At 71.8% G+C, this 24577-nt stretch carries 18 protein-coding genes and 1 tRNA gene; 1 reads left to right on the forward strand and 18 read right to left on the reverse strand.

Annotated features, from left to right (window positions below):
- Positions 1-45: 45 nt before the first annotated feature.
- The 11 genes from ACIBTS_RS15770 to bldG form a co-directional block, all read right to left on the reverse strand.
- Positions 46-122 (reverse strand) — tRNA-Thr (locus ACIBTS_RS15770).
- A gap of 108 nt (positions 123-230) precedes the next feature.
- A complete protein-coding gene (locus tag ACIBTS_RS15775; protein WP_399319761.1) occupies positions 231-1808 on the reverse strand; it encodes an alpha/beta hydrolase in 1578 nt (525 codons plus the stop codon).
- 131 nt (positions 1809-1939) lie between these two features.
- A complete protein-coding gene (locus ACIBTS_RS15780) occupies positions 1940-3145 on the reverse strand; it encodes a DNA polymerase III subunit delta' (RefSeq protein ID WP_399319763.1) in 1206 nt (401 codons plus the stop codon).
- A gap of 87 nt (positions 3146-3232) precedes the next feature.
- Positions 3233-6463, reverse strand: a complete 3231-nt coding sequence (gene tmk, locus ACIBTS_RS15785) for a dTMP kinase (protein ID WP_399319764.1) — start codon at positions 6461-6463, stop codon at positions 3233-3235.
- Positions 6464-6683: 220 nt separating this feature from the next.
- On the reverse strand, positions 6684-9527 hold the full coding sequence (topA, locus tag ACIBTS_RS15790) for a type I DNA topoisomerase (RefSeq protein WP_399319766.1): 2844 nt from the start codon (positions 9525-9527) through the stop codon (positions 6684-6686).
- A 337-nt stretch (positions 9528-9864) separates the two neighbouring features.
- Positions 9865-10062 (reverse strand): hypothetical protein, encoded by a 198-nt coding sequence (locus ACIBTS_RS15795; protein ID WP_399319768.1) that lies wholly within the window; start codon positions 10060-10062, stop codon positions 9865-9867.
- 156 nt (positions 10063-10218) lie between these two features.
- Positions 10219-11739 (reverse strand): methyltransferase, encoded by a 1521-nt coding sequence (locus tag ACIBTS_RS15800; protein ID WP_399319770.1) that lies wholly within the window; start codon positions 11737-11739, stop codon positions 10219-10221.
- A gap of 101 nt (positions 11740-11840) precedes the next feature.
- Positions 11841-12440: a small secreted protein gene (locus tag ACIBTS_RS15805; protein ID WP_319672388.1), complete on the reverse strand. Its 600-nt coding sequence runs from the start codon at positions 12438-12440 to the stop codon at positions 11841-11843.
- A gap of 194 nt (positions 12441-12634) precedes the next feature.
- Entirely contained in the window at positions 12635-15040 is a 2406-nt protein-coding gene (locus tag ACIBTS_RS15810; RefSeq protein ID WP_399319771.1) for a sodium-translocating pyrophosphatase, read from the reverse strand.
- 354 nt (positions 15041-15394) lie between these two features.
- A complete protein-coding gene (locus tag ACIBTS_RS15815) occupies positions 15395-15829 on the reverse strand; it encodes an ATP-binding protein (protein WP_079660772.1) in 435 nt (144 codons plus the stop codon).
- Between the two features lie 117 nt (positions 15830-15946).
- On the reverse strand, positions 15947-16288 hold the full coding sequence (gene bldG / locus ACIBTS_RS15820; RefSeq protein ID WP_009189842.1) for an anti-sigma factor antagonist BldG: 342 nt from the start codon (positions 16286-16288) through the stop codon (positions 15947-15949).
- 81 nt (positions 16289-16369) lie between these two features.
- Here bldG and ACIBTS_RS15825 point away from each other — a divergent pair, with 81 nt between their 5' ends.
- Entirely contained in the window at positions 16370-18877 is a 2508-nt protein-coding gene (locus tag ACIBTS_RS15825; RefSeq protein ID WP_399319774.1) for a DEAD/DEAH box helicase, read from the forward strand.
- Here the strand turns inward: ACIBTS_RS15825 and ACIBTS_RS15830 are convergent.
- The 7 genes from ACIBTS_RS15830 to ssd form a co-directional block, all read right to left on the reverse strand.
- On the reverse strand, positions 18789-19274 hold the full coding sequence (locus tag ACIBTS_RS15830; RefSeq protein ID WP_399319775.1) for an Rv3654c family TadE-like protein: 486 nt from the start codon (positions 19272-19274) through the stop codon (positions 18789-18791). The two genes, ACIBTS_RS15825 and ACIBTS_RS15830, sit on opposite strands and share 89 nt — an antisense overlap.
- Positions 19271-19621, reverse strand: coding sequence for a TadE family type IV pilus minor pilin (locus ACIBTS_RS15835; protein ID WP_399319776.1), 351 nt, complete (start codon positions 19619-19621; stop codon positions 19271-19273). The genes ACIBTS_RS15830 and ACIBTS_RS15835 overlap by 4 nt, the downstream gene beginning before the upstream one ends.
- A 58-nt stretch (positions 19622-19679) precedes the next feature.
- Entirely contained in the window at positions 19680-19889 is a 210-nt protein-coding gene (locus ACIBTS_RS15840) for a DUF4244 domain-containing protein (RefSeq protein ID WP_319672382.1), read from the reverse strand.
- A 208-nt stretch (positions 19890-20097) separates the two neighbouring features.
- Entirely contained in the window at positions 20098-20883 is a 786-nt protein-coding gene (locus ACIBTS_RS15845; RefSeq protein ID WP_399319778.1) for a type II secretion system F family protein, read from the reverse strand.
- A 79-nt stretch (positions 20884-20962) separates the two neighbouring features.
- Positions 20963-21823 carry a type II secretion system F family protein gene (locus ACIBTS_RS15850; RefSeq protein ID WP_399319780.1) on the reverse strand — a complete coding sequence of 287 codons (861 nt, stop codon included), beginning with the start codon at positions 21821-21823 and terminating at the stop codon, positions 20963-20965.
- Entirely contained in the window at positions 21816-23024 is a 1209-nt protein-coding gene (locus tag ACIBTS_RS15855) for a TadA family conjugal transfer-associated ATPase (RefSeq protein ID WP_399319782.1), read from the reverse strand. The genes ACIBTS_RS15850 and ACIBTS_RS15855 overlap by 8 nt, the downstream gene beginning before the upstream one ends.
- A complete protein-coding gene (ssd, locus tag ACIBTS_RS15860) occupies positions 23021-24133 on the reverse strand; it encodes a septum site-determining protein Ssd (protein ID WP_399319784.1) in 1113 nt (370 codons plus the stop codon). Before ssd ends, ACIBTS_RS15855 begins: the two co-directional genes overlap by 4 nt.
- Positions 24134-24577: the final 444 nt, after the last annotated feature.

Genomic DNA, 24577 nt, shown 5'->3' on the forward strand with positions numbered 1-24577 from the left:
AAAACAAGAAAACCCCAAGTCAAAGGCTTGACCTGGGGTTCACCATGGAGCCGCCTTCGGGATTCGAACCCGAGACCTACGCATTACGAGTGCGTTGCTCTGGCCATCTGAGCTAAGGCGGCACGCTGTCCGCACCATGGTGCGATCAGCAACGTCGGTAAGTCTACACAGTTTCCGAGGGTGCTCTGAACACACCCCGGAAGCCCCGCTTCCGGGGTGGACGGTGTCGGCTACTTGCAGCGTTTGCCCTGCGTGGGAGGCGTTCCGTGCAGCAGGTAGGTGTCGATCGCGGAGTCGATGCAGGCGCTGCCGCGGCCGTAGGCGGTGTGGCCGTCGCCCTCGTAGGTGAGGAGGCGGGCCGAGGCGAGCTGGTGGGCGAGGGACCGGGCCCAGCGGTACGGGGTCGCCGGGTCGCGGGTGGTGCCGACGACGACGATCGGGTCGGCGCCCTTCGCCTCGATGCGATGCGGCTCGCCCGTGGGCTTCACCGGCCAGTACGCGCAGTTCAAGGCGGCCCAGGCGAGGCCCTCGCCGAAGACCGGGGACGCCTTCTCGAAGGACGGGAGCGCCTTTTCCACCTGCTCGGGGGTGGCGAAGGTGCCGGGGAGGTCGAGGCAGTTCACGGCCGCGTTGGCCGACATCAGATTGGCGTAGCGGCCGTCGGGGTCCCGTTCGTAGTAGCTGTCGGACAGGGCGAGCAGGCCCGCGCCGTCGTTCTCCTTCATCGCCGTGGTCAGCGCCTCGCGCAGCTGCTCCCAGGTGCTCTCGTCGTACATCGCCGCGATCACGCCGGTGGTGGCGAGGGCCTCGCCGAGCCTGCGGCCGTCCGGGTCGCCGGTGGGGATCGGGTGCGCGTCGAGCTTGCGGAAGAAGGCCGTGAGGTTCTCGCCGACCTTGGCGGGAGCGGTGCCCTTCCGGCCGAGCGGGCAGTCGGGCCGGCGTGCGCAGTCCTTCGCGAACGACTGGAACGCCGTCTCGAAGCCCGCCGTCTGGTCCAGGTTCAGCCGGAGGGCGGGCAGCGACGGGTCCATCGCGCCGTCCAGGACGAGCCGACCCGCCCGGTCCGGGAACAGGCCCGCGTACGTCGCCCCGAGGAACGTCCCGTACGACGCCCCCACGTACGTCAGCTTCCGGTCGCCGAGGATCGCCCGGAGGATGTCCATGTCACGGGCCGCCTCCACGGTGGAGACGTGCCGCAGCAGCCGCGGCGAATGCGCGCCGCAGCCTTGCGCGAACTCCTTGTACGCGTCGACGAGTTCGCCGGTCTCCCGCCGGTCGTCGGGAGTGGTGTCCGTCTGCGTGTACGCGTCCATCTCACGCCCGTCGAGGCACCCCACGGGCTCGCTGCGGGCCACGCCCCGCGGGTCGACGGCGACCATGTCGTAGCGGGCGCGGACCTCGGCGGGGTAGCCGATGCCGGCGTACTGCTGGAGGTAGCCGACCGCCGAACCGCCCGGTCCGCCCGGGTTCACCAGCAGCGAGCCGAGCCGCTTGCCCCGCCCCGTCGCCTTCTTGCGGGCGACCGCGAGCCGGACGTCGCCCGCGCGCGGCTCGGCGTAGTCCAGGGGCGCCTTCATCGTGGCGCACTCGAAGCCGGGGACGCCGCAGCCGCGCCAGCTCAGCTTCTGCCCGTAGTACGGCGAGAGCGCCGACGGCGTGGCCCGCGGCAGCGCGGCGAGCGCCGCGACGGCCGTCGAACCGGCGGGACTCGTCGACCCTCCGGCGGAGCAGCCGGAGACGAGCAGCGCGGCGAGCGAGAGCAGGGTGACGCCGGTACGGTGCCTGCGGGGGAAGCGCCTGAAGTACATCCAGCGAGCGTAACTCTGCGCGACGCACCGAATGCGGTACGTACGGGAACCGCCACGGACGAGCTACCCCGTCAACCCACCGTCGGCCATCACCCTCCCCCGTCGCCCCATGATCGATCCCTCGGGCGACGTCACCCGGCTCTGAGTGCCATCGTCATCGCCTCCACCGCCAGCAGCGGAGACACGTTGCGATCGAGGGCATCTCTGCAGGCGGCGATGGCCTCGATGCGGCGCAGGGTGGTCTCCGGTCTGCTGTCGCGGGCGAGCCGCTCCAACGCGTCCTCGGCGTCCGCGTTGGCGATCGCGACACGGGAGCCGAGCTGGAGGGCGAGGACGTCGCGGTAGAAGGCGGTCAGGTCGGTGAGTGCGAGGTCGAGACTGTCGCGCTGGGTACGCGTCCTGCGGCGCTTCTGTTTGTCCTCCAGGTCCTTCATCACGCCGGCTGTGCCGCGCGGCATGCGGCCGCCCTGGGTGGCGCCCAGCGCAGCCTTCAGCTCCTCGGTCTCCTTGCCGTCCATCTCCTCCGCGAGCTGCTTGGCGTCCTCGGTGGCCGCGTCGACCAACTCCTGGGCCGCCTTGAGGCAGCCGCCGATGTCACCGATGCGCAGGGGCAGCTTCAGCACGGCCGCGCGGCGCTCGCGGGCGGCGGGGTCGGTGGCCAGGCGCCGAGCCCGGTCGACATGCCCCTGTGTCGCCCGGGCGGCTGCCGCGGCCACGGCCGGCTCGATGCCCTCGCGCCGTACGAGCATGTCGGCGACGGCGTCGACAGAGGGCGTGCGCAGGTTCAGGTGCCGGCAGCGGGAGCGGATGGTGGGCAGCACGTCCTCCAGGGAGGGGGCGCAGAGCAGCCAGACCGTGCGCGGGGCGGGCTCCTCGACCGCCTTCAGGACGGCGTTGGCGGACTTCTCGTTCAGCCGCTCGGCGTCCTCGACGAGGATGACCTGCCAGCGGCCCGTGGCGGGCGAGGTGTACGACTTGCGGACGGTGTCGCGCATGTCCTCGGCGAGGATCTGCGAGCCGACGGCGGCGACGGTGCTGACGTCGGCGTGGGTGCCGATGAGCGCCGTATGACAGCCGTCGCAGAATCCGCAGCCGGGGGCGCCGCCGAGGGCCCGGTCCGGGCTCACGCACTGCAGTGCGGCGGCGAACGCCCTGGCCACCTGGGCGCGGCCGGCGCCGGGCGGGCCCGTGAACAACCAGGCGTGCGTCATGTTCGACGCCTCGGGCGGCGGCATGGCGGAGGTGGCCGCGGTGACGAGCGCGTCGGCGTCCCGAGCGGCAGCGGCCAGCTGCTCACTCACCTTCTCCTGCCCGACGAGGTCGTCCCACACGGTCATGCGTCACGCCGCCCTTTCGTCACGTTTTCGTTGCGGGTTCCATTGTGCGGGGACCCACTGACAATCGAGCGGCGAGCCGCACAACGCTCAGCGCCGACGTCCCCGGCCCCCGCCCCGGCCGCCTCGGCCCCCGTCGTGGCCGTCGTCGTGGCCGTCGTCGTCCCGGTGCGGGCCGAGCAGTTCGTCCGCCAGCGAGGGCAGGTCGTCCAGCGGGGTCTCCTCGGCCCAGTCCCGCCGGGGCCGCTGCCGGGGCGTGCCGCTCTCGTCGATCTGCGGCAGCTCGCGCGTACGGTCGTCGCCGCCGGCCGGCCGCGACCCACTCCGCTCGTCGCGGAAGTACCCTGGCGGCACCCGGTCCGAAGGGCTGTCGTCGCGCACCGGAGGCAGTACGGCCGTCTCGTCCTCGGGGCCCTGACCGCGCACCGGAGGCAGCACCGCCGTCTCGTCCGCCGCTCCCGGCGGCACCGACGGCTGCGGCAGCTCGGCCGTGACCTCGGCGTCGGCGCCCGCGGACGGCCGGGAGGGCTGCGTCTGCTCGGGTTCCTTGTCCATCCGGATCGGCGGCAGCACGGCAGTCTCGTCCGCCGGCCCGCCCGACGCGTTCGTCGGCGTCACCACCGGCGTCGGCACGGTCGTCGCCTCCGGCGGGACCGCCGGGGTCGCGGGATTCATGGTCGTGGTGGGACGCGGCGGCTTCGGGCCGACCTGCGCCGCCGCCGCGGCCTGCTCCGCCGCGCGACGGGCCGCCTCGGCCCGCAGCAGCGCCTCCTCGGCCTTGCGCTGCTTCTCCAGACGCAGCGCCTCGGCCTCGGCGCGCAGCCGCGCCTCCTCCTCGGCCTGCTTGCGGCGCCGCTCCTCCTCCGCCCTGCGGCGGGCTTCCTCCTCGGCGCGGGCCTTCTCCTCCGCGAGGAGCCGGACCCGCTCCTCCTCGGCACGCCTGCGTGCCTCCTCGGCACGCAGCCGGGCCTCCTCGGCCTGCCGCTCGGCCTCGCGCCGCTGCGCCTCCTCCAGTTCGCGCCGCTTGCGCTCCTCCTCCTCGGCGCGCAGCTTGGCAAGCTGCTCCTGGCGCTCGCGCTCCAGGCGCTCCTCCTCGGCCTTGCGGGCGGCCTCTTCCTCGGCCTTGCGGCGGGCCTCCTCCTCGGCCTTCTTGCGCGCCTCCTCCTGGGCCTTGATCTCGGCCTCGGACAAGGGCAGCAACTGGTCGAGGCGGTGCCGGACGACGGCCGTGACGGCCTCCGGCTCCTGAGCCCCGTCGACCACCAGGTAGCGGCCCGGATCACCGGCGGCCAGCGTGAGGAAACCGGAGCGCACGCGCGCGTGGAACTCGGCCGGCTCCGACTCCAGCCGGTCCGGGGCTTCCGTGAAGCGCTCGCGGGCGTCCTCCGGGGACACGTCCAGCAGAACCGTCAGATGCGGCACCAGGCCGTTGGTCGCCCAGCGCGAGATCCGTGCGATCTCGGTCGGGGACAGGTCGCGGCCCGCGCCCTGGTACGCCACGGACGAGTCGATGTACCGGTCGGTGATCACCACCGCGCCACGCTCCAGGGCGGGCCTGACGACCGTGTCGACGTGCTCCGCGCGGTCCGCCGCGTACAGCAGCGCCTCCGCGCGGTGCGAGAGCCCGGCGCTGGAGACGTCCAGCAGGATCGAGCGCAGTCGCTTGCCCACGGGCGTGGCACCCGGCTCACGTGTGAGGACGACCTCGTGGCCCTTGGCCCTGATCCACTCGGCGAGCGCCTCGGCCTGGGTGGACTTGCCGGCGCCGTCACCGCCCTCCAGGGCGATGAAGAAACCGTTGGCGGCCGGGGTCTGCACCGGGTCGTCGCCGCCCAGCAGCGCGTCGCGCAGGTCCTGTCGCAGGGGGACGCCGGAGCGGTCGTCGACCTTGGCCAGCACCAGGGCGGCCACCGGCAGCAGCAGCGCACCGACGAGCATCAGGGTGAAGGCGGCGCCGCCGTGCGCGAACACGAACTTGCCGTGGTCCAGCCGGTGCGGCCCGATGAGCGCCGCCACCAGCGGGGCGATCACCGCGCCCAGCGCCACGACGACCCGCACGACCGCGTGCAGGTGTTCCGTCGTCCGCGTCCGGCGGTGTTCCTCCGTCTCCTGGTCGAGCAGCGTGTGCCCGGTGTTGGCAGCGACGCCCGCGCCGACGCCGGCCAGGGCCGAGATCAGCAGCACGCTGGTGACGTCCGGGACCAGTCCGGCGGCCAGCAGCGCCACGCCGGTGAAAGCGATGGCCAGCGCGAGCAGCCGGCGCCGGGACAGCGCCACCAGCACCTTCGGCGCCGTACGCACGCCGACGCCGACCCCGCCGGTCAGCCCGAGGACGAGCAGCCCGAACATCACCGGACCGCCGCCCAGGTCCTTGGCGTGCAGCACGGCCACGGCGACGGCGGCGGAGATCGTGCCGGCGACGGCGGCGCAGGCGAGGACCAGCAACGGGATCGCGCCCGTGCGGCCCGCGTCGACTCCGGAGGCCGCCCGGGGTCGGCGCAGTCCTTCGAGCGGCGACCGCGCGCGCGGGGTGCGCACCGAGGGCAGTTCAAGGAACGTCACGATGGACAGGGAGCCGGCGAACAGCCCCCCGGCGACGTAGGAGGCGAGGGCCGCCTGGTGCTGGCCGAACCAGTCGATCCCGGTGCCCAGAAGATTGTTGAACAATGCCGCGACGACCAGGGTGGCCGCACCCAGCGGGATGGTCACGAAGCCCGTGCGCAGCGAGAGGCGGCGCAGGGCGTCCATGTGGTCCGGCAAGGGGCGTACGGTCGCGCCCTCCAAGGGCGGGGCCGGCAGCAGTGCCGGAGCCGCGCTCTCGCGGGCAACCGTCCAGAACCGCTCGGCGACACCGGTCACGAACACCGTGACAAGCAGCAGGGCCAATGCGTCGTCCGGCGTCCAGTCGATCCACAGGGGCGCGACGATCAGCAGCGCGGCGCGCAGGCCGTCGGCGCCGACCATGGTCCACCGGCGGTCGAGCGGGCCGTCCGGTGAGGTCAGCGACGTCAGTGGGCCCAGAAGGACGGCGCCGAAGAGCACGGTGGCCAGAATGCGCACCCCGAAGACGATCGCCACTGCGAACGCCACGCCCCGGTAGCCGCCCCCGAAGGAGCCCTCGGCGATGGCTGTCTGGAGGACGAGGAGGACGAACACCAGGAGTGCGAGGGCGTCTCCCACACCGCCCACCAACTGCGCGCTCCAGAGCCGTTTGAGCTGCGGCTCGCGCAACAGGGCGCGCACTGCGCGCTCGCGGGAGTCCACCACCAGGGCGTTGTCCGGGGCCGGGTGGTGGGCCGTTGGCTGCTCGGCTCGCGTCATGCATTCAGCCTATCGGCCGCGACTGACAGTCCGGGGCCCCCGTCCACGCGTACGACCGCCCCGACACCAAAGTGATGCCGGGACGTTCGTTTCGCGAACCCGCCGTGGAGGAACCGTGGCTCGGCTCAGCCGGGCGATCAGTCCTCGACGGAGCGATCGGGCACCAGTCCTTCGACGAGCGCCCAGTCCTACGACGAGCGGTCAGTCCTCCGACGAGCGGTCAGTCCTCCGAGGGGGACGGGGAAGCCGTCGCCTTCTTCGCGACCGTCTTCTTCGCCGTCGCCGTCGTCTTCTTCGCGGTGGTCGTCTTCGCGGCCGTCTTCTTGGCCGCGGTCTTCTTGGCCGGGGCCGCCTTCTTCGCCGTCGCCTTCTTCGCGGGAGCCTTCTTGGCCGTCTTCTTGGCCGGCGCCTTGGCACGCTTCTCGGCGAGCAGTTCGAAACCGCGCTCCGGGGTGATCTCCTCGACGCTGTCGCCGGAGCGCAGGGTCGCGTTGGTCTCCCCGTCGGTGACGTACGGCCCGAAACGACCGTCCTTGACGACGACCGGCTTTCCGCTGACCGGGTCCGCGCCCAGCTCCTTCAGCGGCGGCTTGGCGGCGGCCCGGCCACGCTGCTTGGGCTGGGAGTAGATTTCCAGCGCCTCTTCGAGGGTGATCGTGAAGAGCTGGTCCTCGGTCTGCAGCGACCGCGAGTCGGTGCCCTTCTTCAGATACGGCCCGTAGCGGCCGTTCTGCGCGGTGATCTCCACGCCCTCCGCGTCGGCGCCGACGACCCGCGGCAGCGACATCAGCTTGAGGGCGTCCGCCAGCGTCACCGTGTCCAAAGACATCGACTTGAACAGCGAGGCCGTACGCGGCTTGACGGCGTTCTTGCCGGTCTTCGGGGTGCCCTCCGGGAGCACCTCGGTGACGTACGGGCCGTAGCGGCCGTCCCTGGCGATGATCTGGTGGCCGGACTCCGGGTCGGTGCCCAGCTCGAAGTCGCCGCTCGGCTTGGCGAGCAGTTCCTCGGCGAGCTCGACGGACAGCTCGTCGGGCGCGAGGTCCTCGGGGATGTCCGCGCGCTGGTGGCCCTCGGAGTCCTTCTCACCGCGCTCGATGTACGGGCCGTAGCGGCCGACCCGCAGCACGATGCCGCTGCCGACCGGGAACGACGACACCTCACGCGCGTCGATCGCACCCAGGTCGGTCACGAGTTCCTTGAGGCCGCCGAGGTGGTCCCCGTCGCCGTTGCCGGCGTCGGCGGCGCCGCCGTGGCCCGTACCCGTGCCCTCGCCGAAGTAGAACCGCTTCAGCCACGGCACGGACTGCGCCTCACCGCGGGCGATGCGGTCGAGGTCGTCCTCCATCTTGGCGGTGAAGTCGTAGTCGACGAGCCGCCCGAAGTGCTTCTCCAGGAGGTTGACCACGGCGAAGGACAGGAAGGACGGGACGAGTGCCGTGCCCTTCTTGAACACATAACCGCGGTCGAGGATCGTGCCGATGATCGACGCGTACGTCGACGGGCGGCCGATCTCGCGCTCTTCGAGCTCCTTGACCAGCGACGCCTCGGTGTAGCGGGCCGGGGGCTTGGTGGCGTGCCCGTCGACCGTGATCTCCTCGGCGGAGAGCGCGTCGCCCTCGCCGACCTGGGGCAGGCGGCGCTCGCGGTCGTCCAGCTCGGCGTTCGGGTCGTCGGCGCCCTCGACGTACGCCTTCAGGAAGCCGTGGAAGGTGATCGTCTTGCCGGAGGCGCTGAACTCGACGTCCCGGCCGTCGGCCGCCGTGCCGCCGATCTTCACCGTGACGCTGTTGCCGACCGCGTCCTTCATCTGGGAGGCGACCGTCCGCTTCCAGATCAGCTCGTAGAGCTTGAACTGGTCGCCGGTCAGGCCCGTCTCCGCGGGCGTGCGGAAACGATCACCCGAGGGGCGGATCGCCTCGTGCGCCTCCTGCGCGTTCTTGACCTTCCCGGCGTACGTACGCGGCTGGGCCGGCAGGTAGTCGGCGCCGTAAAGCTGCGTGACCTGGGCACGGGCGGCGGAGATCGCCGTCTCGCTCAGCGTCGTGGAGTCCGTACGCATGTACGTGATGTAGCCGTTCTCGTACAGCTTCTGCGCGACCTGCATGGTGGCCTTCGCGCCGAAGCCGAGCTTGCGGCTGGCCTCCTGCTGCAGCGTCGTCGTACGGAACGGGGCGTACGGCGAGCGGCGGTACGGCTTGGACTCGACGGACCGGACGGAGAAGTTCGTGTTCTCCAGTGCGGCGGCCAGGGCGCGGGCGTTCGCCTCGTCGAGGTGGAGGATGTTCGCGCTCTTGAGTTGTCCCAGGGAGTCGAAGTCGCGGCCCTGCGCGACCCGCCTGCCGTCGACGGTCTGCAGGCGCGCGACCAGCGACGACGGGTCCGACGGATCACCGGCGCGACCGGTCGCGAAGGTGCCCGTCAAATCCCAGTACTCAGCAGAACGAAACGCGATGCGTTCGCGTTCCCGCTCGACGACGAGTCGCGTCGCGACGGACTGGACGCGGCCGGCCGACAGGCGCGGCATGACCTTCTTCCACAGGACCGGCGAGACCTCGTAGCCGTAGAGACGGTCGAGGATGCGGCGGGTCTCCTGGGCGTCGACGAGCTTCTGGTTGAGCTGGCGCGGGTTGGCGACAGCGGCCCGGATCGCGTCCTTGGTGATCTCGTGGAAGACCATCCGCTTGACGGGGATCTTGGGCTTGAGGACCTCCTGGAGGTGCCAGGCGATCGCCTCGCCCTCCCGGTCCTCATCGGTGGCGAGGAAGAGCTCGTCGGACTCCTTGAGCAGGTCCTTGAGCTTCTTGACCTGAGCCCGCTTGTCGGCGTTGACCACATAGATCGGCTGGAAGTCGTGTTCGACGTCCACACCGAGGCGGCGGACCTCGCCCGTGTACTGGTCCGGCACCTCCGCGGCGCCGTTGGGAAGGTCGCGGATGTGCCCGACGCTGGCCTCGACGATGTAGCCGGGGCCGAGGTAACCCTTGATCGTCTTCGCCTTGGCAGGCGACTCGACGATCACGAGTCGGCGGCCGCCCTTCGCGGTCTCGCTGGTCGGGGACAACTTCGCTCTTCTCTCCGGTCGACGCTGGGGCCTCCCCAGGCCTTGCTCCCGGGGTCGGGTCATGGTGACGCTGCGGAGTGTGACGGTACATCCCGCCCCCGTGTCAAACGGGAAAAGCCCGCAACGGCCACTCGAACGGTAACCCGACTACCGCCATTCCTGCCGCCCGGAGTATCGACCGGCCCTTTTCCGTACGACCGGAACGCGTCCTCTCCTTTACCGGCGTGACCACGCTCACTCGGTCCGCACAGGGTCCGGCGCGATCCTCGAAGTCCGGCGCGAAGTCGGTCTCGGAGACGGCCCCGAAGACGCTCGGGACGTGGTCCCGGAGGTGGATTCAGAGGCGGGTGAAGCACCAGGTTCCGAGGGCCAGCGCGACGATCGCGGCCACGGTCGCGAGGGTCGCCGATGCGACGGGGCTCACACCATGGGCCACGGGTTCGCGGTGCCGCACCCGGACCCCGGTCCACATCAGCAGCGCGCCCCCGAACAGCACGAACACCGTTCCCGCGAAGATCGCCGGCCCACTCTCCATGATCGTCCGCGCCCCTTCTCTCCTACCCGCGCATGCCCCAGCCCCGGGAGACTGTCACGCACGGGCGGCGCCCCGGCGAACCCGAGGTGAACGCGGGGACCACGGGCGAACCCGGCGGACCCGGCGGACCCGGCGGACCCGGCGGAATCCGGTCGGTCACTCCGCCGGTTCGAGGAACCCCTGCTCCACCAGCAGGCGGATCTGGGCCGGAGTGCGGTCCCGCAGCAGCACCGGGTCCTCCCCCACCAGCTGGGCGATGGCATCGAGAATCCGGCCGGCGGTCAGCGAACCGTCGCACACGCCCGCGAAGCCGGCGCCGACCGTGTCTACCTTGGTGGCCCGGCGCATGCCGCGGTGCTGGCGCAGCACGACGTGCTCCGGGTCCTCGGCGCCGGGCAGCCCGACCTGCTCCTGGACGACCTCCGTGACCAGCCGGAAGCGGCCGGTGAGCAGGGCCGCGTCGTCGTGCGCGCGCAGGTAGTCGAGCCGTTCGAAGTGCGCCACGACCGTGTCACCGAGCGGCTGTTCGACCGGATGCGGCCACTCCTCCACCGTGATCACGGGCTCCGCGGCCGTCGTCCTGCGCAGCGTGATCCAGCCGAAGCCGACGGCCTTCACCTTGCGCGCCTCGAACTCGTCCAGCCATGCGTCGTAGTGCGCCTGGTACGCGGCCTCGTCGCCCCGGTGGTCACCGGCGTCCCTGAGCCAGAGCTCGGCGTACTGCGTGATGTCCTGCACCTCGCGCTGCACGATCCATGCGTCGCACCCGCGCGGCACCCATGACCTGAGCCTGTCCTGCCAGTCCTCCCCTTCGACGTGCTGCCAGTTGGCGAGGAACTGCGCGAACCCGCCGTCGTTCAGCCGTTCCCCTGCCCCTTGAACGAGCGAGCGGCACAGATCGTCCCCACCCATCCCGCCGTCCCGGTAGGTCAGGCGGGTGCCGGGCGAGATCACGAAGGGCGGGTTCGACACGATCAGGTCGTACTTCTCGTCGTCCCGGACCGGCTCGAACAGCGAGCCCTCGCGCAGATCCGCGGCCGGGGCTGCGGACAGCGCGAGCGTGAGTGCGGTGATGTGCAGGGCGCGTGGGTTGACATCGGTCGCCGTCACGCGCGTGGCGTGCTGGGCGGCGTGCAGCGCCTGGATGCCGGAACCGGCACCGAGGTCGAGGGCAGCGGAGACAGGCGTGCGGACGGTGATGCCGGCGAGGGTCGTCGACGCGCCGCCCACACCAAGGACGACGCCCTCGTCCTTACTGCCGATGCCACCGGCGCCACCGACCGCGCATCCCAGGTCGGAGACGATGAACCAGTCCTCGCCGGCCGGCCCCCCGTACGGCCGCACGTCCACGGTCGCGGCCACCTCGTCCTCCCCCGTGGGGAGGAGCCAGCCGCTCTCCACGCACGCGGGTACGGGCAGGAACGCCTCCACGCGCGCGTGCGGCACGGGCTGCTGGAGCAGGAAGAGGCGGACGAGTGTCTCCAGCGGAGTGTCGCCGCGGGTCGCGCGCAGCGCGGGCACGGTCTCGCTGCGGGCCAGGGCCGCGTAGGCGGGGGCGCCGAGCAGTTCGAGGAGACCGTCCGCGGTGAAGGAGGCCGCGAGCAGGGCCTCGCGCAGTCGCATGGCGACATCGGGGCGGTCGACGGAGGGCAGGGAAGACAGGGTGGCGTTACTCACGCCCCCATTGTCTCCCGTCCCCCCTCACCCGTCCGGACGACAGCCCCTGTCGTCGGGGCGCGGCCTCAGATCGTCGTGGCGTCTCAGATCGTCGTGGCGTCTCAGCTTGTCGTGGCGCGGGCCGAGGCGGAGGTGGCCACCTTCTTGCAGCTGTCCTGCTTGGCCATGGCGTCCTTGACGTCGCCCTGCTCGAGGTTCTTCAGCGCGGTGTTTCCGCTCTTGCTGAGCTTGCCGAGGTCGGTGGCGATGTCCTGCAGGCCGTCGGCGAACTTCCCCTGGTCCTTCGTGTCCAACGCGTCGACCTGCTTCTTCAGGGCGGCGTAGGAGGTCGAGAGGGTGGTGAGCGCCGAGACGGCGTCCTTCTGCTTCTTCTCGCCCTCGTTGACGCCGGGCGGCGCCCCGGCCTTCTGGACGGCCTGGGCGAGCGCGCTGTAGGCGTCGGACATGTCCTGGAAGGCCTGCGAGTCGGTCTTCTGGACGTTCGCCGGGGCGTTGTTGTCCGTGGCGGCCTGCTTGATCGCGGCGTTCGCCGCGTCGACCTTCGCGTCCTGCGCGGGGAGCGCGTCGCAGACCTGCTTGGCCCAGGCGTCGAGCTCCTTGTTTCCGTCGTCACTGCTGCATCCGGACAGCGCCAGTACCAGTACCGCACCGCCGGACAGTGCGGCCGCGAGCTTCTTGTTCACCGGATTGGTCCCTTCCATGGCTCTCGGCCCCGGAACATACACGCCAGCCGGGCGACGCCCCCAGGGCGAATGTCCCCTATGCGGCCTTTTGAAGCCATTTGCACCAAGAGAGAGAAGGCTCACGACACGGGCACACGAGCGACACAGCGGGCGGACGACGTGTCAACACGCGCCGTCCGCCCGCCGTTTGAACTGGGAAGGGATGAGCAGGTCTACGAAACCACCGCCGGATCGGGCGACTTGGACGCCGTTCCCGCGTTGTCTTCGTCACCTACGGCGATGCCGCGCCGCTTGGACACGTACACCGCGACCACGATGACGACGAGCGCGAGGACCGCGATCACGATCCGCACGCCGACGCTCTTGTCGTCGCCGTAGCTGAACTTGATCACCGCGGGGGCGATGAGCAGCGCCACCAGGTTCATGACCTTCAGCAGCGGGTTGATCGCGGGACCGGCGGTGTCCTTGAACGGGTCGCCGACCGTGTCCCCGATCACCGTGGCCGCATGGGCCTCGCTGCCCTTGCCTCCGTGGTGACCGTCCTCGACGAGTTTCTTGGCGTTGTCCCACGCGCCGCCGGAATTCGCGAGGAACACCGCCATCAGCGTGCCCGAGCCGATCGCGCCCGCCAGGAACGCGCCGAGCGCGCCGACACCGAGCGTGAACCCGATGAAGATCGGCGCCATGACGGCGAGGAGTCCGGGGGTGGCGAGCTCGCGCAGGGCATCCCGGGTGCAGATGTCGACGACCTTGCCGTACTCCGGCTCCTCGCTGTAGTCCATGATCCCGGGGTGCTCGCGGAACTGCCGCCGCACCTCGTACACCACGGAACCCGCCGACCGCGACACCGCGTTGATCGCCAGCCCCGAGAAGAGGAAGACGACCGCCGCGCCCGCGATGAGGCCGACGAGGTTGTTGGGCTGCGAGATGTCCATCATCAGGCTCATCGGCGCGCCGGCCCCGGAGAGCTTCTCGCCGACGTCCTGCGCGCCGGTCGTGATCGCGTCCCGGTACGACCCGAAGAGCGCCGACGCCGCCAGCACGGCGGTGGCGATGGCGATGCCCTTGGTGATGGCCTTGGTGGTGTTGCCGACGGCGTCGAGGTTGGTGAGCACCTGCGCGCCCGCGCCTTCGACGTCGCCGGACATCTCGGCGATGCCCTGTGCGTTGTCGGAGACCGGTCCGAAGGTGTCCATCGCGACGATCACACCGACCGTGGTGAGCAGACCGGTGCCGGCCAGCGCCACCGCGAACAGCGCGAGCATGATCGACGTACCGCCGAGAAGGAACGCCCCGTACACGCCCAGGCCGATCAACAGGGCGGTGTAGACGGCCGATTCGAGCCCGACGGAGATCCCGGCGAGGACGACGGTGGCGGGGCCGGTCAGCGACGACTTGCCGATGTCGCGCACCGGGCGGCGGGTGGTCTCGGTGAAGTAGCCGGTCAACTGCTGGATGACGGCGGCCAGGAGGATGCCGATCGCGACCGCGACGAGGGCGAGGACGCGCGGGTCGCCGCTCTTGCCCTGGATCGCGGCGTCGGTGACACCCTCGAGGTCGGCGTACTTGCCGGGCAGGTAGACGAAGACCGCGACGGCCACCAACACCAGTGAGATCACCGCGGAGATGAAGAAGCCCCGGTTGATCGCGGACATGCCGCTGCGGTCGGCGCGACGCGGGGCGACCGCGAAGATGCCGACCATGGCGGTGAGCACGCCGATCGCGGGCACGAGCAGCGGGAAGGCGAGCCCGGCGTCCCCGAAGGCCGCCTTGCCGAGGATCAGCGCGGCGACCAGGGTCACGGCGTACGACTCGAAGAGGTCGGCCGCCATGCCCGCGCAGTCGCCGACGTTGTCGCCCACATTGTCGGCGATGGTCGCGGCATTGCGCGGGTCATCCTCCGGAATGCCCTGCTCGACCTTGCCGACCAGGTCGGCGCCGACGTCGGCAGCCTTGGTGAAGATGCCGCCGCCGACCCTCATGAACATGGCGATGAGGGCCGCACCGAGTCCGAAGCCCTCCAGCACCTTCGGCGCGTCGGCCGCGTACACCAGCACCACGCAGGCGGCGCCGAGCAGACCGAGCCCCACCGTGAACATGCCGACGACGCCGCCCGTACGGAATGCGATCTTCATTGCCTTGTGCGAGACGGTGGTGAGATCCTTTTCGGGTTCTCCTTCTGCCGGCGTCGCTTCTCGGGCCGCCGCGGCGACGCGCACGTTACTGCGCACGGCGAGCCACATGCCGATATAGCCGGTGGCCGCGGAGAACGCCGCGCCGATCAGGAAGAAGATCGATCGTCCGGCGCGCTGTTTCCAGTCGTCCGCGGGCAGCAGCATGAGCAGGAAGAACACGACGACGGCGAATACGCCGAGTGTGCGCAACTGCCTGGCCAGATAGGCGTTGGCACCTTCCTGAACCGCCGCCGCGATCTTCTTCATGCTGTCGGTGCCCTCGCCGGCCGCGAGCACTTGACGCAGCAGCACGCCCGCGACCACGAGCGCGGCCAGCGCCACGACCGCGATGACCACCACGAGCAGGCGGTTGCCGTCGGTCAGCACGGCGGCTGCGAGGGTTGTGGAGTGGTCCAACCGCTGAGGGGTATAAAGCCCCGCCATTCGTCCTCCTTGACGCTTGGGCTGAGCTCAAGATGTGGACGGATTGTAGGTACCGCAACCTGATCAAAACAGTGCACGGTAAACGGAATTCGCCGTCGCACGCAAAACCCGCACGATCGCGCGCGGTAATGCCTTAAAGGCATTGTCGTTCGTGAATTGGTTCACGATATTCGTGGCGAAGATTCACTCGTCAAGATTCACTCCGCCAGGATTCACGCACTTCACTCACCGAGATTTCAAGATTAACTTCACGGAACCACTGTAAGCGCGGTCTTCAAGGTCCGCACATGCCGAAGGGCCCTACGAGGTAGGGCCCTTCGGGTGAAGTGTTGCGCGCGACTCGGTCAGCCGGAGTCAGGCCAGCGTCGCGGCCGCCGACGCACTCGGCCAGGTCATGCGGATGAGTCCGCCGTGTTCCCCGGCGGTGACCTCGACGTCGTCGACGAGGCCGCTGATGACCGCGAGGCCCATCTCGTCCTCCTCGGTCTCCGCGTCGGCCTCCCCGCCGGAGCCGGGCACCCGGTCGCCGGGAGCCGAACGCGGCGCCTCGTCGCCGACCTCGATGGAGAACTGCTTCTCCTCCTCGATCAGCAGCACCTTCACGGGCGCGGTGATGCCGCCGCTCTGGTGCAGTCCGACGGCACGGGTGCAGGCCTCGCCGACGGCGAGCCTCACCTCGTCGAGAACGGCCTCGTCCACTCCGGCCCTGCGCGCCACCGCTGCCGCCACCAGTCGGGCGGTCCTGACGTGCTCGGGCAGCGCGCTGAAGCGGAGTTCAACGGTGGCCATGCGTCCCCCTCGGAACTACGGGCGTGCTGTCGGGGGGCCGGACCACCGAAGCCCGGACCCCCCATGTTGTTCGACCAGCCGTGCCCGGGCCGCGCTCGGCGGCCCGGGACGGAGTGGTCAGTCGGTGGCAGCGACCGCTTCGTCGACCGAGGTGTGAATCGGGAACACCTTGGTCAGACCGGTGATGCGGAAGATCTTCAAAATACGCTCCTGGTTGCAGACCAGCCGGAGCGAGCCCTCATGGGCACGCACCCGCTTCAGTCCGCCGACCAGCACGCCGAGCCCGGTGGAGTCGAGGAAGTCCACGCCCTCCATGTCGACGACGAGGTGGAAATTGCCGTCGTTCACCAGCTCGACCAGCTGCTCGCGCAACTTGGGCGCGGTATATACGTCGATTTCGCCACCGACCTCGACGACCGTACGATCGCCGACGGTACGGGTCGACAGGGACAGGTCCACGGATCCTCCAGCACCTTGCTATCGAGCGGTCGCCCCTCGGGACACCTGGGCAGGAGCCCCCGGGACGGTACGCCAGCCGCGATGGCATTCAATCACTTACCGGCAGGCGTGCACGACGCCTTGGCTCCATTGTCCGTCACGCCAGTGACACACTCGGTGCCGATGGCCAAGAATCACCGATCCGATCGAACCTCGCCCGAGGCCGCGCCGCGCCTGTCTCCGGGCGCGATCCTGGACCGGCTCGCCCCGGGGCCGAACCGGGCGTCGCGCATCACTCATACGGAGCACTTGCCCCCGCGCGCGGGCCGCCATGCCGTCTGGCCCGACCGGATTCGTTCGGAGGTCATCGCGGCCGTGCAGGCCTGCGGCATCGAACACCCCTGGGCCCACCAGGCCCGCGCCGCCGAGCACGCCCTGGACGGCGACTCGGTGGTCGTCGCCACGGGCACCGCCTCCGGCAAGTCCCTGGCCTACCTCGTACCGGTCCTCTCGGCCCTCCTGGACGGCTCCGAGGCCCCGAACGGCCGCGGGGCCACCACGCTCTACCTGGCCCCCACGAAGGCCTTGGCGGCCGATCAGTGCCGCTCTGTGAAGGAACTTTCACAACCTCTCGGCAACGCCGTACGGCCGGCCGTGTACGACGGCGACACTCCGTTCGAGGAACGGGAGTGGATCCGCCAGTACGCCAACTACGTCCTGACCAATCCGGACATGCTGCACCGCGGCATCCTGCCGTCCCACCCCCGCTGGTCCTCCTTCCTGAAATCGCTGAAGTACGTAGTCATCGACGAGTGCCACACCTACCGCGGTGTGTTCGGCTCGCACGTCGCCCAGGTGCTGCGCCGGCTGCGCCGCCTGTGCACCCGCTACGGCGCCTCCCCGGTCTTCCTGCTGGCCTCCGCGACGGCCGCCGAGCCCGCGGTGGCCGCCGGCCGCCTCACGGGTCTCCCGGTGGTCGAGGTCGCCGACGACGCCTCACCCCGTGGTGAACTGGTGTTCGCCCTCTGGGAGCCTCCACTCACCGAGATGCTGGGCGAGAAGGGCGCCCCCGTCCGGCGTACCGCCACCGCCGAGACCGCCGACCTCCTGACCGACCTCGCCGTCCAGGGCGTGCGCACCGTCGCCTTCGTCCGCTCCCGGCGCGGCGCCGAGCTGATCTCGGTGATCGCCCAGGAGCGCCTCGCCGAGGTCGACCGCTCACTGGCCCGGCGTGTCGCGGCGTACCGCGGCGGCTACCTCCCCGAGGAGCGGCGCGCCCTGGAACAGGCCCTGCACTCGGGCGAGCTCCTCGGCCTGGCCGCCACAACCGCCCTGGAACTCGGCATCGACGTCTCCGGTCTGGACGCCGTCCTCATCGCCGGCTACCCGGGCACCCGCGCGTCCCTGTGGCAGCAGGCGGGCCGGGCCGGCCGCTCCGGGCAGGGTGCGCTGGCGGTGCTGATCGCCCGGGACGACCCCCTGGACACCTTCCTGGTCCACCACCCGGAGGCGCTGTTCGACCGCCCCGTGGAGTCGACGGTTCTCGACCCCGACAACCCTTACGTCCTGGCCCCGCACCTGTGTGCGGCGGCCGCTGAACTCCCGCTGACCGACGAGGACCTGCCCCTGTTCGGTCCCGAGACCGAGGCGCTGCTTCCGCAGCTGGAGGCCGCGAAGCTGCTGCGCCGCCGCACCAGGGCCTGGCACTGGACGCGCCGGGAACGGGCGGCCGACCTCGCCGACATCCGCGGCGAGGGCGGCCGGCCGGTCCAGGTCGTCGAGTCCGGTACGGGCCGACTGCTCGGCACGGTCGACGCGGGCGCCTCCCACACGACTGTCCACGAGGGCGCGGTCCACCTCCACCAGGGCCGCACGTATCTCGTGCGTTCCCTGGACCTGGAGGACTCCGTCGCCCTGGTCGAGGAGGCCAACCCGTCGTACTCGACGGTCGCCCGCGACACGACGTCGATCTCCGTCCTGGAGACGGACCTCGAAATCCCCTGGGGCCAGGGTCGGTTGTGCTACGGCTCGGTCGAAGTCACCAACCAGGTCGTCTCCTTCCTGCGTCGACGTGTCATCACCGGTGAAGTCCTGGGCGAGTCGAAGCTCGACCTCCCTCCTCGTACGTTGCGCACCCGCGCGGTGTGGTGGACGGTCACCGAGGACCAGTTGGACGCCGCCCGGATCAACCCCGAGATCCTCGGCGGGGCCCTGCACGCCGCCGAACACGCCTCGATCGGCATGCTGCCCCTGTTCGCGACCTGCGACCGCTGGGACATCGGCGGCGTGTCGGTCCCGCTGCACCCCGACACGCTGCTGCCGACGGTCTTCGTCTACGACGGCCATCCCGGCGGCGCGGGCTTCGCGGAGCGCGCCTTCCACACCGCCCGCGCCTGGCTGACCGCCACCCGTCAGGCCATCGCCTCCTGCGAGTGCGACGCCGGCTGCCCGTCCTGCATCCAGTCCCCCAAGTGCGGCAACGGCAACGACCCGCTGCACAAGAAGGGAGCCGTACGCCTGCTCACGGAACTGCTGCGGGAGGCTCCCGAGGAGAAGGCCGAGACGGGGGAACATGAGGCGGAAGGGACACGGGGGACCCGGGAGCCGTAGGGGGCACAGGGGACGAGCCCTGCGGCGCCGACGGCACCGCGTCCGCCGGGCCCGCCCGCGCCCTGACCTCGGCCGCGAAGAGTCCCCGTCCCGACGCCGCCGTCACGTCCGAGATCTCGCCGACGACGGCACACCGCACCAGCCGCGCGCCCTGGGCACGGGCCACCCGGTCCGCCCGGGCACAGGCCTGCTCGACGCCGTCCGGCCAGTGGTCGGCTGCCGCGAGCGCCGCGAGGTCGGCGCCGCCCGCGGCCCGGTGCCGGGCCACCACGGCCTGACCGAGGGCGAGCACGGCCCCGAACACCACGCACAGCACGGCGATCGCACCGACGCTCCACACGCTGGCGGAGCCACGATCCCCACGCCCACGGCGCCCGCCACGCCCACGGCCCTTCATGACCCCGTCTCCGCGCCCGGCGCCGCTCCCACGGCCTCCTCCGCCGCCGCCACGGCCTCTTCCCGCACCTCGAAGGGCAGCATCCCTCGCAGCACCGGCGGCTTCGCCACGACCACCACACGGACCTGGTCGCCCTCCCGGCCGACCGTCACCTGAGCCCCGCGCGGCGCCGTCTCACGGGTCACCTTCAGGACCGCGTCGGCGGGGTCCTGCCGGGCCGCCGCCCGAGCGCCGGTCCTGGCCGCGTCCACGCACTGGATCTGAACGGCCATCGCGAGCAGCCCCCACACCAGCGCCAGCGCGAACGCCGCCAGCACCGGCAGCGCGACGGCCGACTCCGCCGTCACGAACCCCCGGTCCCCGCCGAACGCCCGTCGGCCCGCGCACCGGGGCTCCCGTCGAGGCTCACGCGCCCGCACTGAGCGCCCGTTTCACGATGTCCTGAAGCTGGGCGTCGACCGCGTCGCTCGTCACCACCTGGTAGAGGAGCACCGCGAATCCCACGGCCGCCACGATCCCCATCGCGTACTCGGACGTCACCATCCCCGCGTCCTTGCGCGTCGCACGCGCCCTGCACACCAGGGCGCACAGCCGCGCCCGCATTGCCTTGTACATCTCAACCCCCGTGAGGCTCAGTCGTGTTGATCTGCGGTGTTGGTTTGTCGTGTTGATCTGTCGTGTTGGTTTGTCGTGTTGATCCGTTGCATTGATCTGTTGCCTTGATCTGTCGTCTCGCGCCACTGCTGTTCCCGCGTTACTGCTGTTCTGGCGTCACTGCTGTTCTCGCGTCACTCCCGTTTCCGCGTTCGCAGGTATCGCGCCGTCATCGCCCACCCCCTTCCAGAACCCCGCCCGCGAGCCCGATCACGATGGGCAGCACGCCGATCGTGATGAAGGCGGGCAGAAAGCACAGGCCCACCGGCGCGGTGACCATGACGGCCGCCCGCCGCGCCCGCGCCGTCGCGGCACGCGCCCACTCGGCGCGGGTGTCGGCGGCGAGCCGCGCGGCGGGTCCGGCCGCCGGCAGCCCCGACACATCGGCCCGCTCCAGCAACCGGGCCAGGGCCGCCGCGCCCGGCAGCGAGGCCAGTCGCCGCCACGCCGTGCCCGGTTCACCGCCCAGCCGTACCTCTGCGGCACCCTTCGCCAGTCCCTCCCCTACGGGGCCGCCCAGGGCCTCGCCCACGGCCTGCGCCGCGATGACCGGACCGGCGCCGGCCGCGATGCATGCGGCCAGCAGGTCGGCGGCGAGCGGGAGTTGCCGCGCGGCTAGCCGGGCTTCGGCCTCGCTCACCGCACCCGCCGCCTGTTGCCGGCGACGCCAGCGGCCGAGACCCACCGCGCCGATCAGCCCTAGCAGGAGACCGGCAACACCGCCGACCACCACCCATCCGGCGCCCACCACCGACACCTCGGGAAGCCATCGCCGTACGGCCTCCCGTACGGGCGAGCTCCGGACGTCCGCCGCCGTCTCCGTGGCCAGCAGCTCGGCCAGGCGCCGCCGTGCCCTGCGTTCGCGTCGCACGGTCTCCAGCCACCGCCCCAGCCACCAGAGGACCGTCGCGATCCCCACGGCCGCCCCCAGCCTGTGGACAACTTCCGCACTCATGCCACCTCCGTCCATGTCACCCATCCGTCATCGCCGCCGTCCACGCCGTCCACGCCGTCCACGCCGTCCGCCCGCCCCGTCATGTCGCCTCCGCGGTGCGCACGATCCGCAGCGCCCACCACATCCCCGCGCCTTCCAGCACACCGCCGACGAGCAGGCAGCCCAGCCCCGCTCCCGTGTGCAGCAGGACGCGCAGCGGGTCGGCGCCGAGCGCGGCCCCCAGCAGGAGGCCCAGGACCGGCAAGCCGGCGAGCATCACCACCGTGGCCCGCGGGCCCGCCAACTGAGCGCGCAGATCGGCCCGTTGGTCGCGTTCCGCACGCAACGCCTCTTCGAGACGGTCGAGCCCGGCCGCCAGGCCCGCGCCCTGGTCCACGGCCACCCGCCAGCAGGCGGCGAGCCCCAACAGCCCGTCGGCCCCCGGTTGCCGGGCAGCGACGGCGAGAGCCTTGGGTACGTCCCCGCCGTACCGCGCCGCCGCCATCACCGGCGCCTGCGCCGCGCCCAGCCCTCCGGAGTCCCGCGCGGCCCGCTGCAACGCCTCCCCGGGCTGCCGGCCGGCGAGCACCTCCCCGGCCAGTGCCGCACACAGCGCGATCACCGCGTCTCCTCGGCTCTCTCCCGCCCGCCGTTCCTGGGCGGCCCGCCGCGCCCGGCGCAGCAGCGGGACCCCGGCCGCCCCCGCGAGGACCGGCAGCACCGAGCCGCCCAGCAGCGCCAGGACCAGTCCGGCCGCGGGCGCCCACCACTCGGGCCGCCACCGTCCCCGGAGCCTGTGCAGTTCGCCGGTCAGGCACCGCCACGACGGGGGACCGCTGCCGACCACCCCGCCTCCGGCCAGCAGCAGCTGCGCCCGCCTGGCCCCCGAGTAGGGTCCGCCCAGCAGCCAGGCCGCCGCCCCGGCACAGGCCACCGCCGCGGCCATCGGCACCTCACTCATCCCACTCACCCGTGCCTTCGTCGTTCTCGTCGCTCAGCAGCTCCCGCAGCCGCTCCCAGCCCCGTTCGCGGGCGAAGGCGTCCGCCCGCCACCGCAGGGCCGGCACGGTCCGCACCAGCCCTGACGGGTCCCGTTCCAACACGTGCACCTCGGCGATCCGTCGCCGCCCGGCCGGGTCGCGTACGAGGTGCAGGACCACCGACAGGGCGGCCGCCAACTGGCTGTGCAACGCGGCCCGGTCGAGCCCGGCCGCCGTGCCGAGCGCCTCCAGCCGGGCGGGAACGTCCGCGGCGGCGTTGGCGTGGACCGTGCCGCAGCCGCCCTCATGGCCCGTGTTGAGCGCGGCCAGCAGGTGGACGACCTCCGGGCCGCGCACCTCGCCCACGACGAGCCGATCGGGCCGCATCCGCAGGGCCTGCCGCACCAGGTCCTCGAGCGTGACGAGCCCCGCTCCCTCCTGGTTGGCGGGTCTGGTCTCCAGGCGGACGACGTGCGGATGATCCGGGCGCAGCTCCGCCGAGTCCTCCGCGAGCACGATCCGCTCCCCCGGCCCGACCAGGCCGAGCAGCGCGCTCAGCAGGGTTGTCTTGCCGCTGCCGGTGCCGCCGCTGACCAGGAAGGACAGCCGGGCCCGCACCAGGGCCCGCAACACCCGGTCGCCGCCCGGCGGCACGGTGCCCGCGGCCACCAGTTCGCCGAGCGTGAACGCGCGCGGCCGTACGACGCGCAGTGACAGGCAGGTGCAGCCGACGGCGACCGGCGGCAGCACGGCGTGCAGTCGTGTCCCGTCGGGCAGCCTGGCGTCGGCCCAGGGCCGGGCGTCGTCCAGGCGCCGTCCGGCCACGGCGGCCAGGCGCTGTGCGAGGCGTCGTACGGCCGCGGCGTCGGGGAAGGAGACGCCAGTCAGTTCCAGGCCGCCGCCCCGGTCGACCCAAACCCGATCCGGGGCCGACACCAGCACGTCGGTCACCCGGGGGTCGGTGAGCAGCGGCTCGAGGGGCCCACTGCCGATCAGTTCGGAGCGCAGTTGCTCGGCGGCTCCGAGGACTTCCGCATCGCCGAGGACCCGCCCCTGTTCGCGCAGCGCCTGGGCCACGCGCGCGGGTGTCGGCTCTGCCCCGCTCTCGGCTAGCCACTGCCGTACGCCGTCGAGCAGGGTCCCGGAGGCCCGGATGCGTTCGAGCCCGAGCGGGGTGTTCATGAGCCGCCCGCCTCGGTCAGCGCGCGCTCCCAGAACTCCTTGCAGAAGCGAGCGAGGGGCCCGCGTGCGCTCGCGCCCGGCGGTGCTTTGCCGCCGTCCGGGCGCAGCAGTGCCGACTCGACGGGCACCTCACCGGCCAGTGGCAGTCCGAGCAGCCGGGCCACCTCACTGTCGTCGAGGCCGGGCGCGTAGGGGCCGCGCACCGCCACCCGCAGGTCGCGCAGGACCATGCCGACGGCGGAGGCCACGCGTCCGCCCGCCGCGACGGCGCGCAGTTCGGCGGGGACCACCAGGAGCCCGAGGTCGAGTTGGGCCAGGACCTCGGCGACTGCGTCGTCGATGCGGCGTGGCAGGTCGACGACGACGGTGCCGCCCCGGCGCCGGGCCGCCGCGAGCACCGCGCGCACGGCCTGGGGCGCGATGGCGACGCAGTCGCCCCGGTCCCAGCTCAGCACCCGCAGCGAGTGCAGGCTCGGCAGGGACTCCTCCAGGGCGCCGCCGCCGACCCGGCCGCGCGAGGCGGCGAACGCGGGCCAGCGCAGGCCTTCGGCGCTTTCGCCGCCGAGGAGTACGTCGAGTCCGCCGCCCAGCGGATCGGCGTCCACCAGGAGGCTGCGCAGCCCCTCGCGCGCGGAGGTGACGGCGAGGGCGCACGCGAGCGTGGACGCTCCGGCGCCGCCGCGGCCGCCGATGACACCGACGGTGAGCGCGGGCCTGCCGACTCCTTCGGCGACGTCGGCGATGCGGTCGACCAGCCATTGTTCGCCGTCGGGGAGCATCAGGACGTGGTCGGCGCCGATCTCCACAGCGCGCTGCCACACCCCGGAGTCGTCCTGGTCGCGTCCGACGAGGACCACTCCTCGTCTGCGGGCGGCCCCGCGCACCCGGCGTGCCGCGTCGTCGCCGACGAGGATGAGCGGCGCGGACTCCCAGCCGCCCCGCTGGTGCGGAACCGAGTGGTGCACCTCGGGTGTGGCACCGGCCGCGGCGCACAGGCGCAGCAGGTCGTCGAGGAGTTCCGCGTCCTCCGTGACGATCAGTGGCTTGCCCGGCCTGCCTCCGGCGGTGGGCGGCGGGTCGTGTGTGACGGCTCCGGTCACGATTTCCATCCCCCTTCGCTGCGGGTCGCGCAGTCCCTGCGGCCCCGCGATTCCCAAACGTGTGAAGAACCGCATCCGGTCTCCATATGAACGGCCGGCAGAAACCGACCGCACACGTCCGGCAAACGGAACCGGTCATGTGAAGTCGGCACAAGCGGACGTGTCGGAATCACGGTGCAGCGGACCCGGAAATCGTGTGGATCTTGGTGGAAAACTGTGGATGAGTGGGCTGTTGTGAATATCGCCATCACCCACACCGGTGAGCCCTGCATCAGCCTGTGTACAACTCCCACAGAGCAGCCCGACGACTACGCACAGTGAGGAGAGGTGGGCATGCGAAAGAGGCGACCGGAGCCGCCTCGGTGCGGCGCCACGGCCGCGTACAGAAGGAGAAAACCCACCCGGACATGCGACGACCCCCGCCGGGGGGGAGAGCGGGGGTCGTCTCCACGG

Source organism: Streptomyces sp. NPDC050121 (assembly GCF_044460385.1).
GTDB lineage: Bacteria > Actinomycetota > Actinomycetes > Streptomycetales > Streptomycetaceae > Streptomyces > Streptomyces soliscabiei.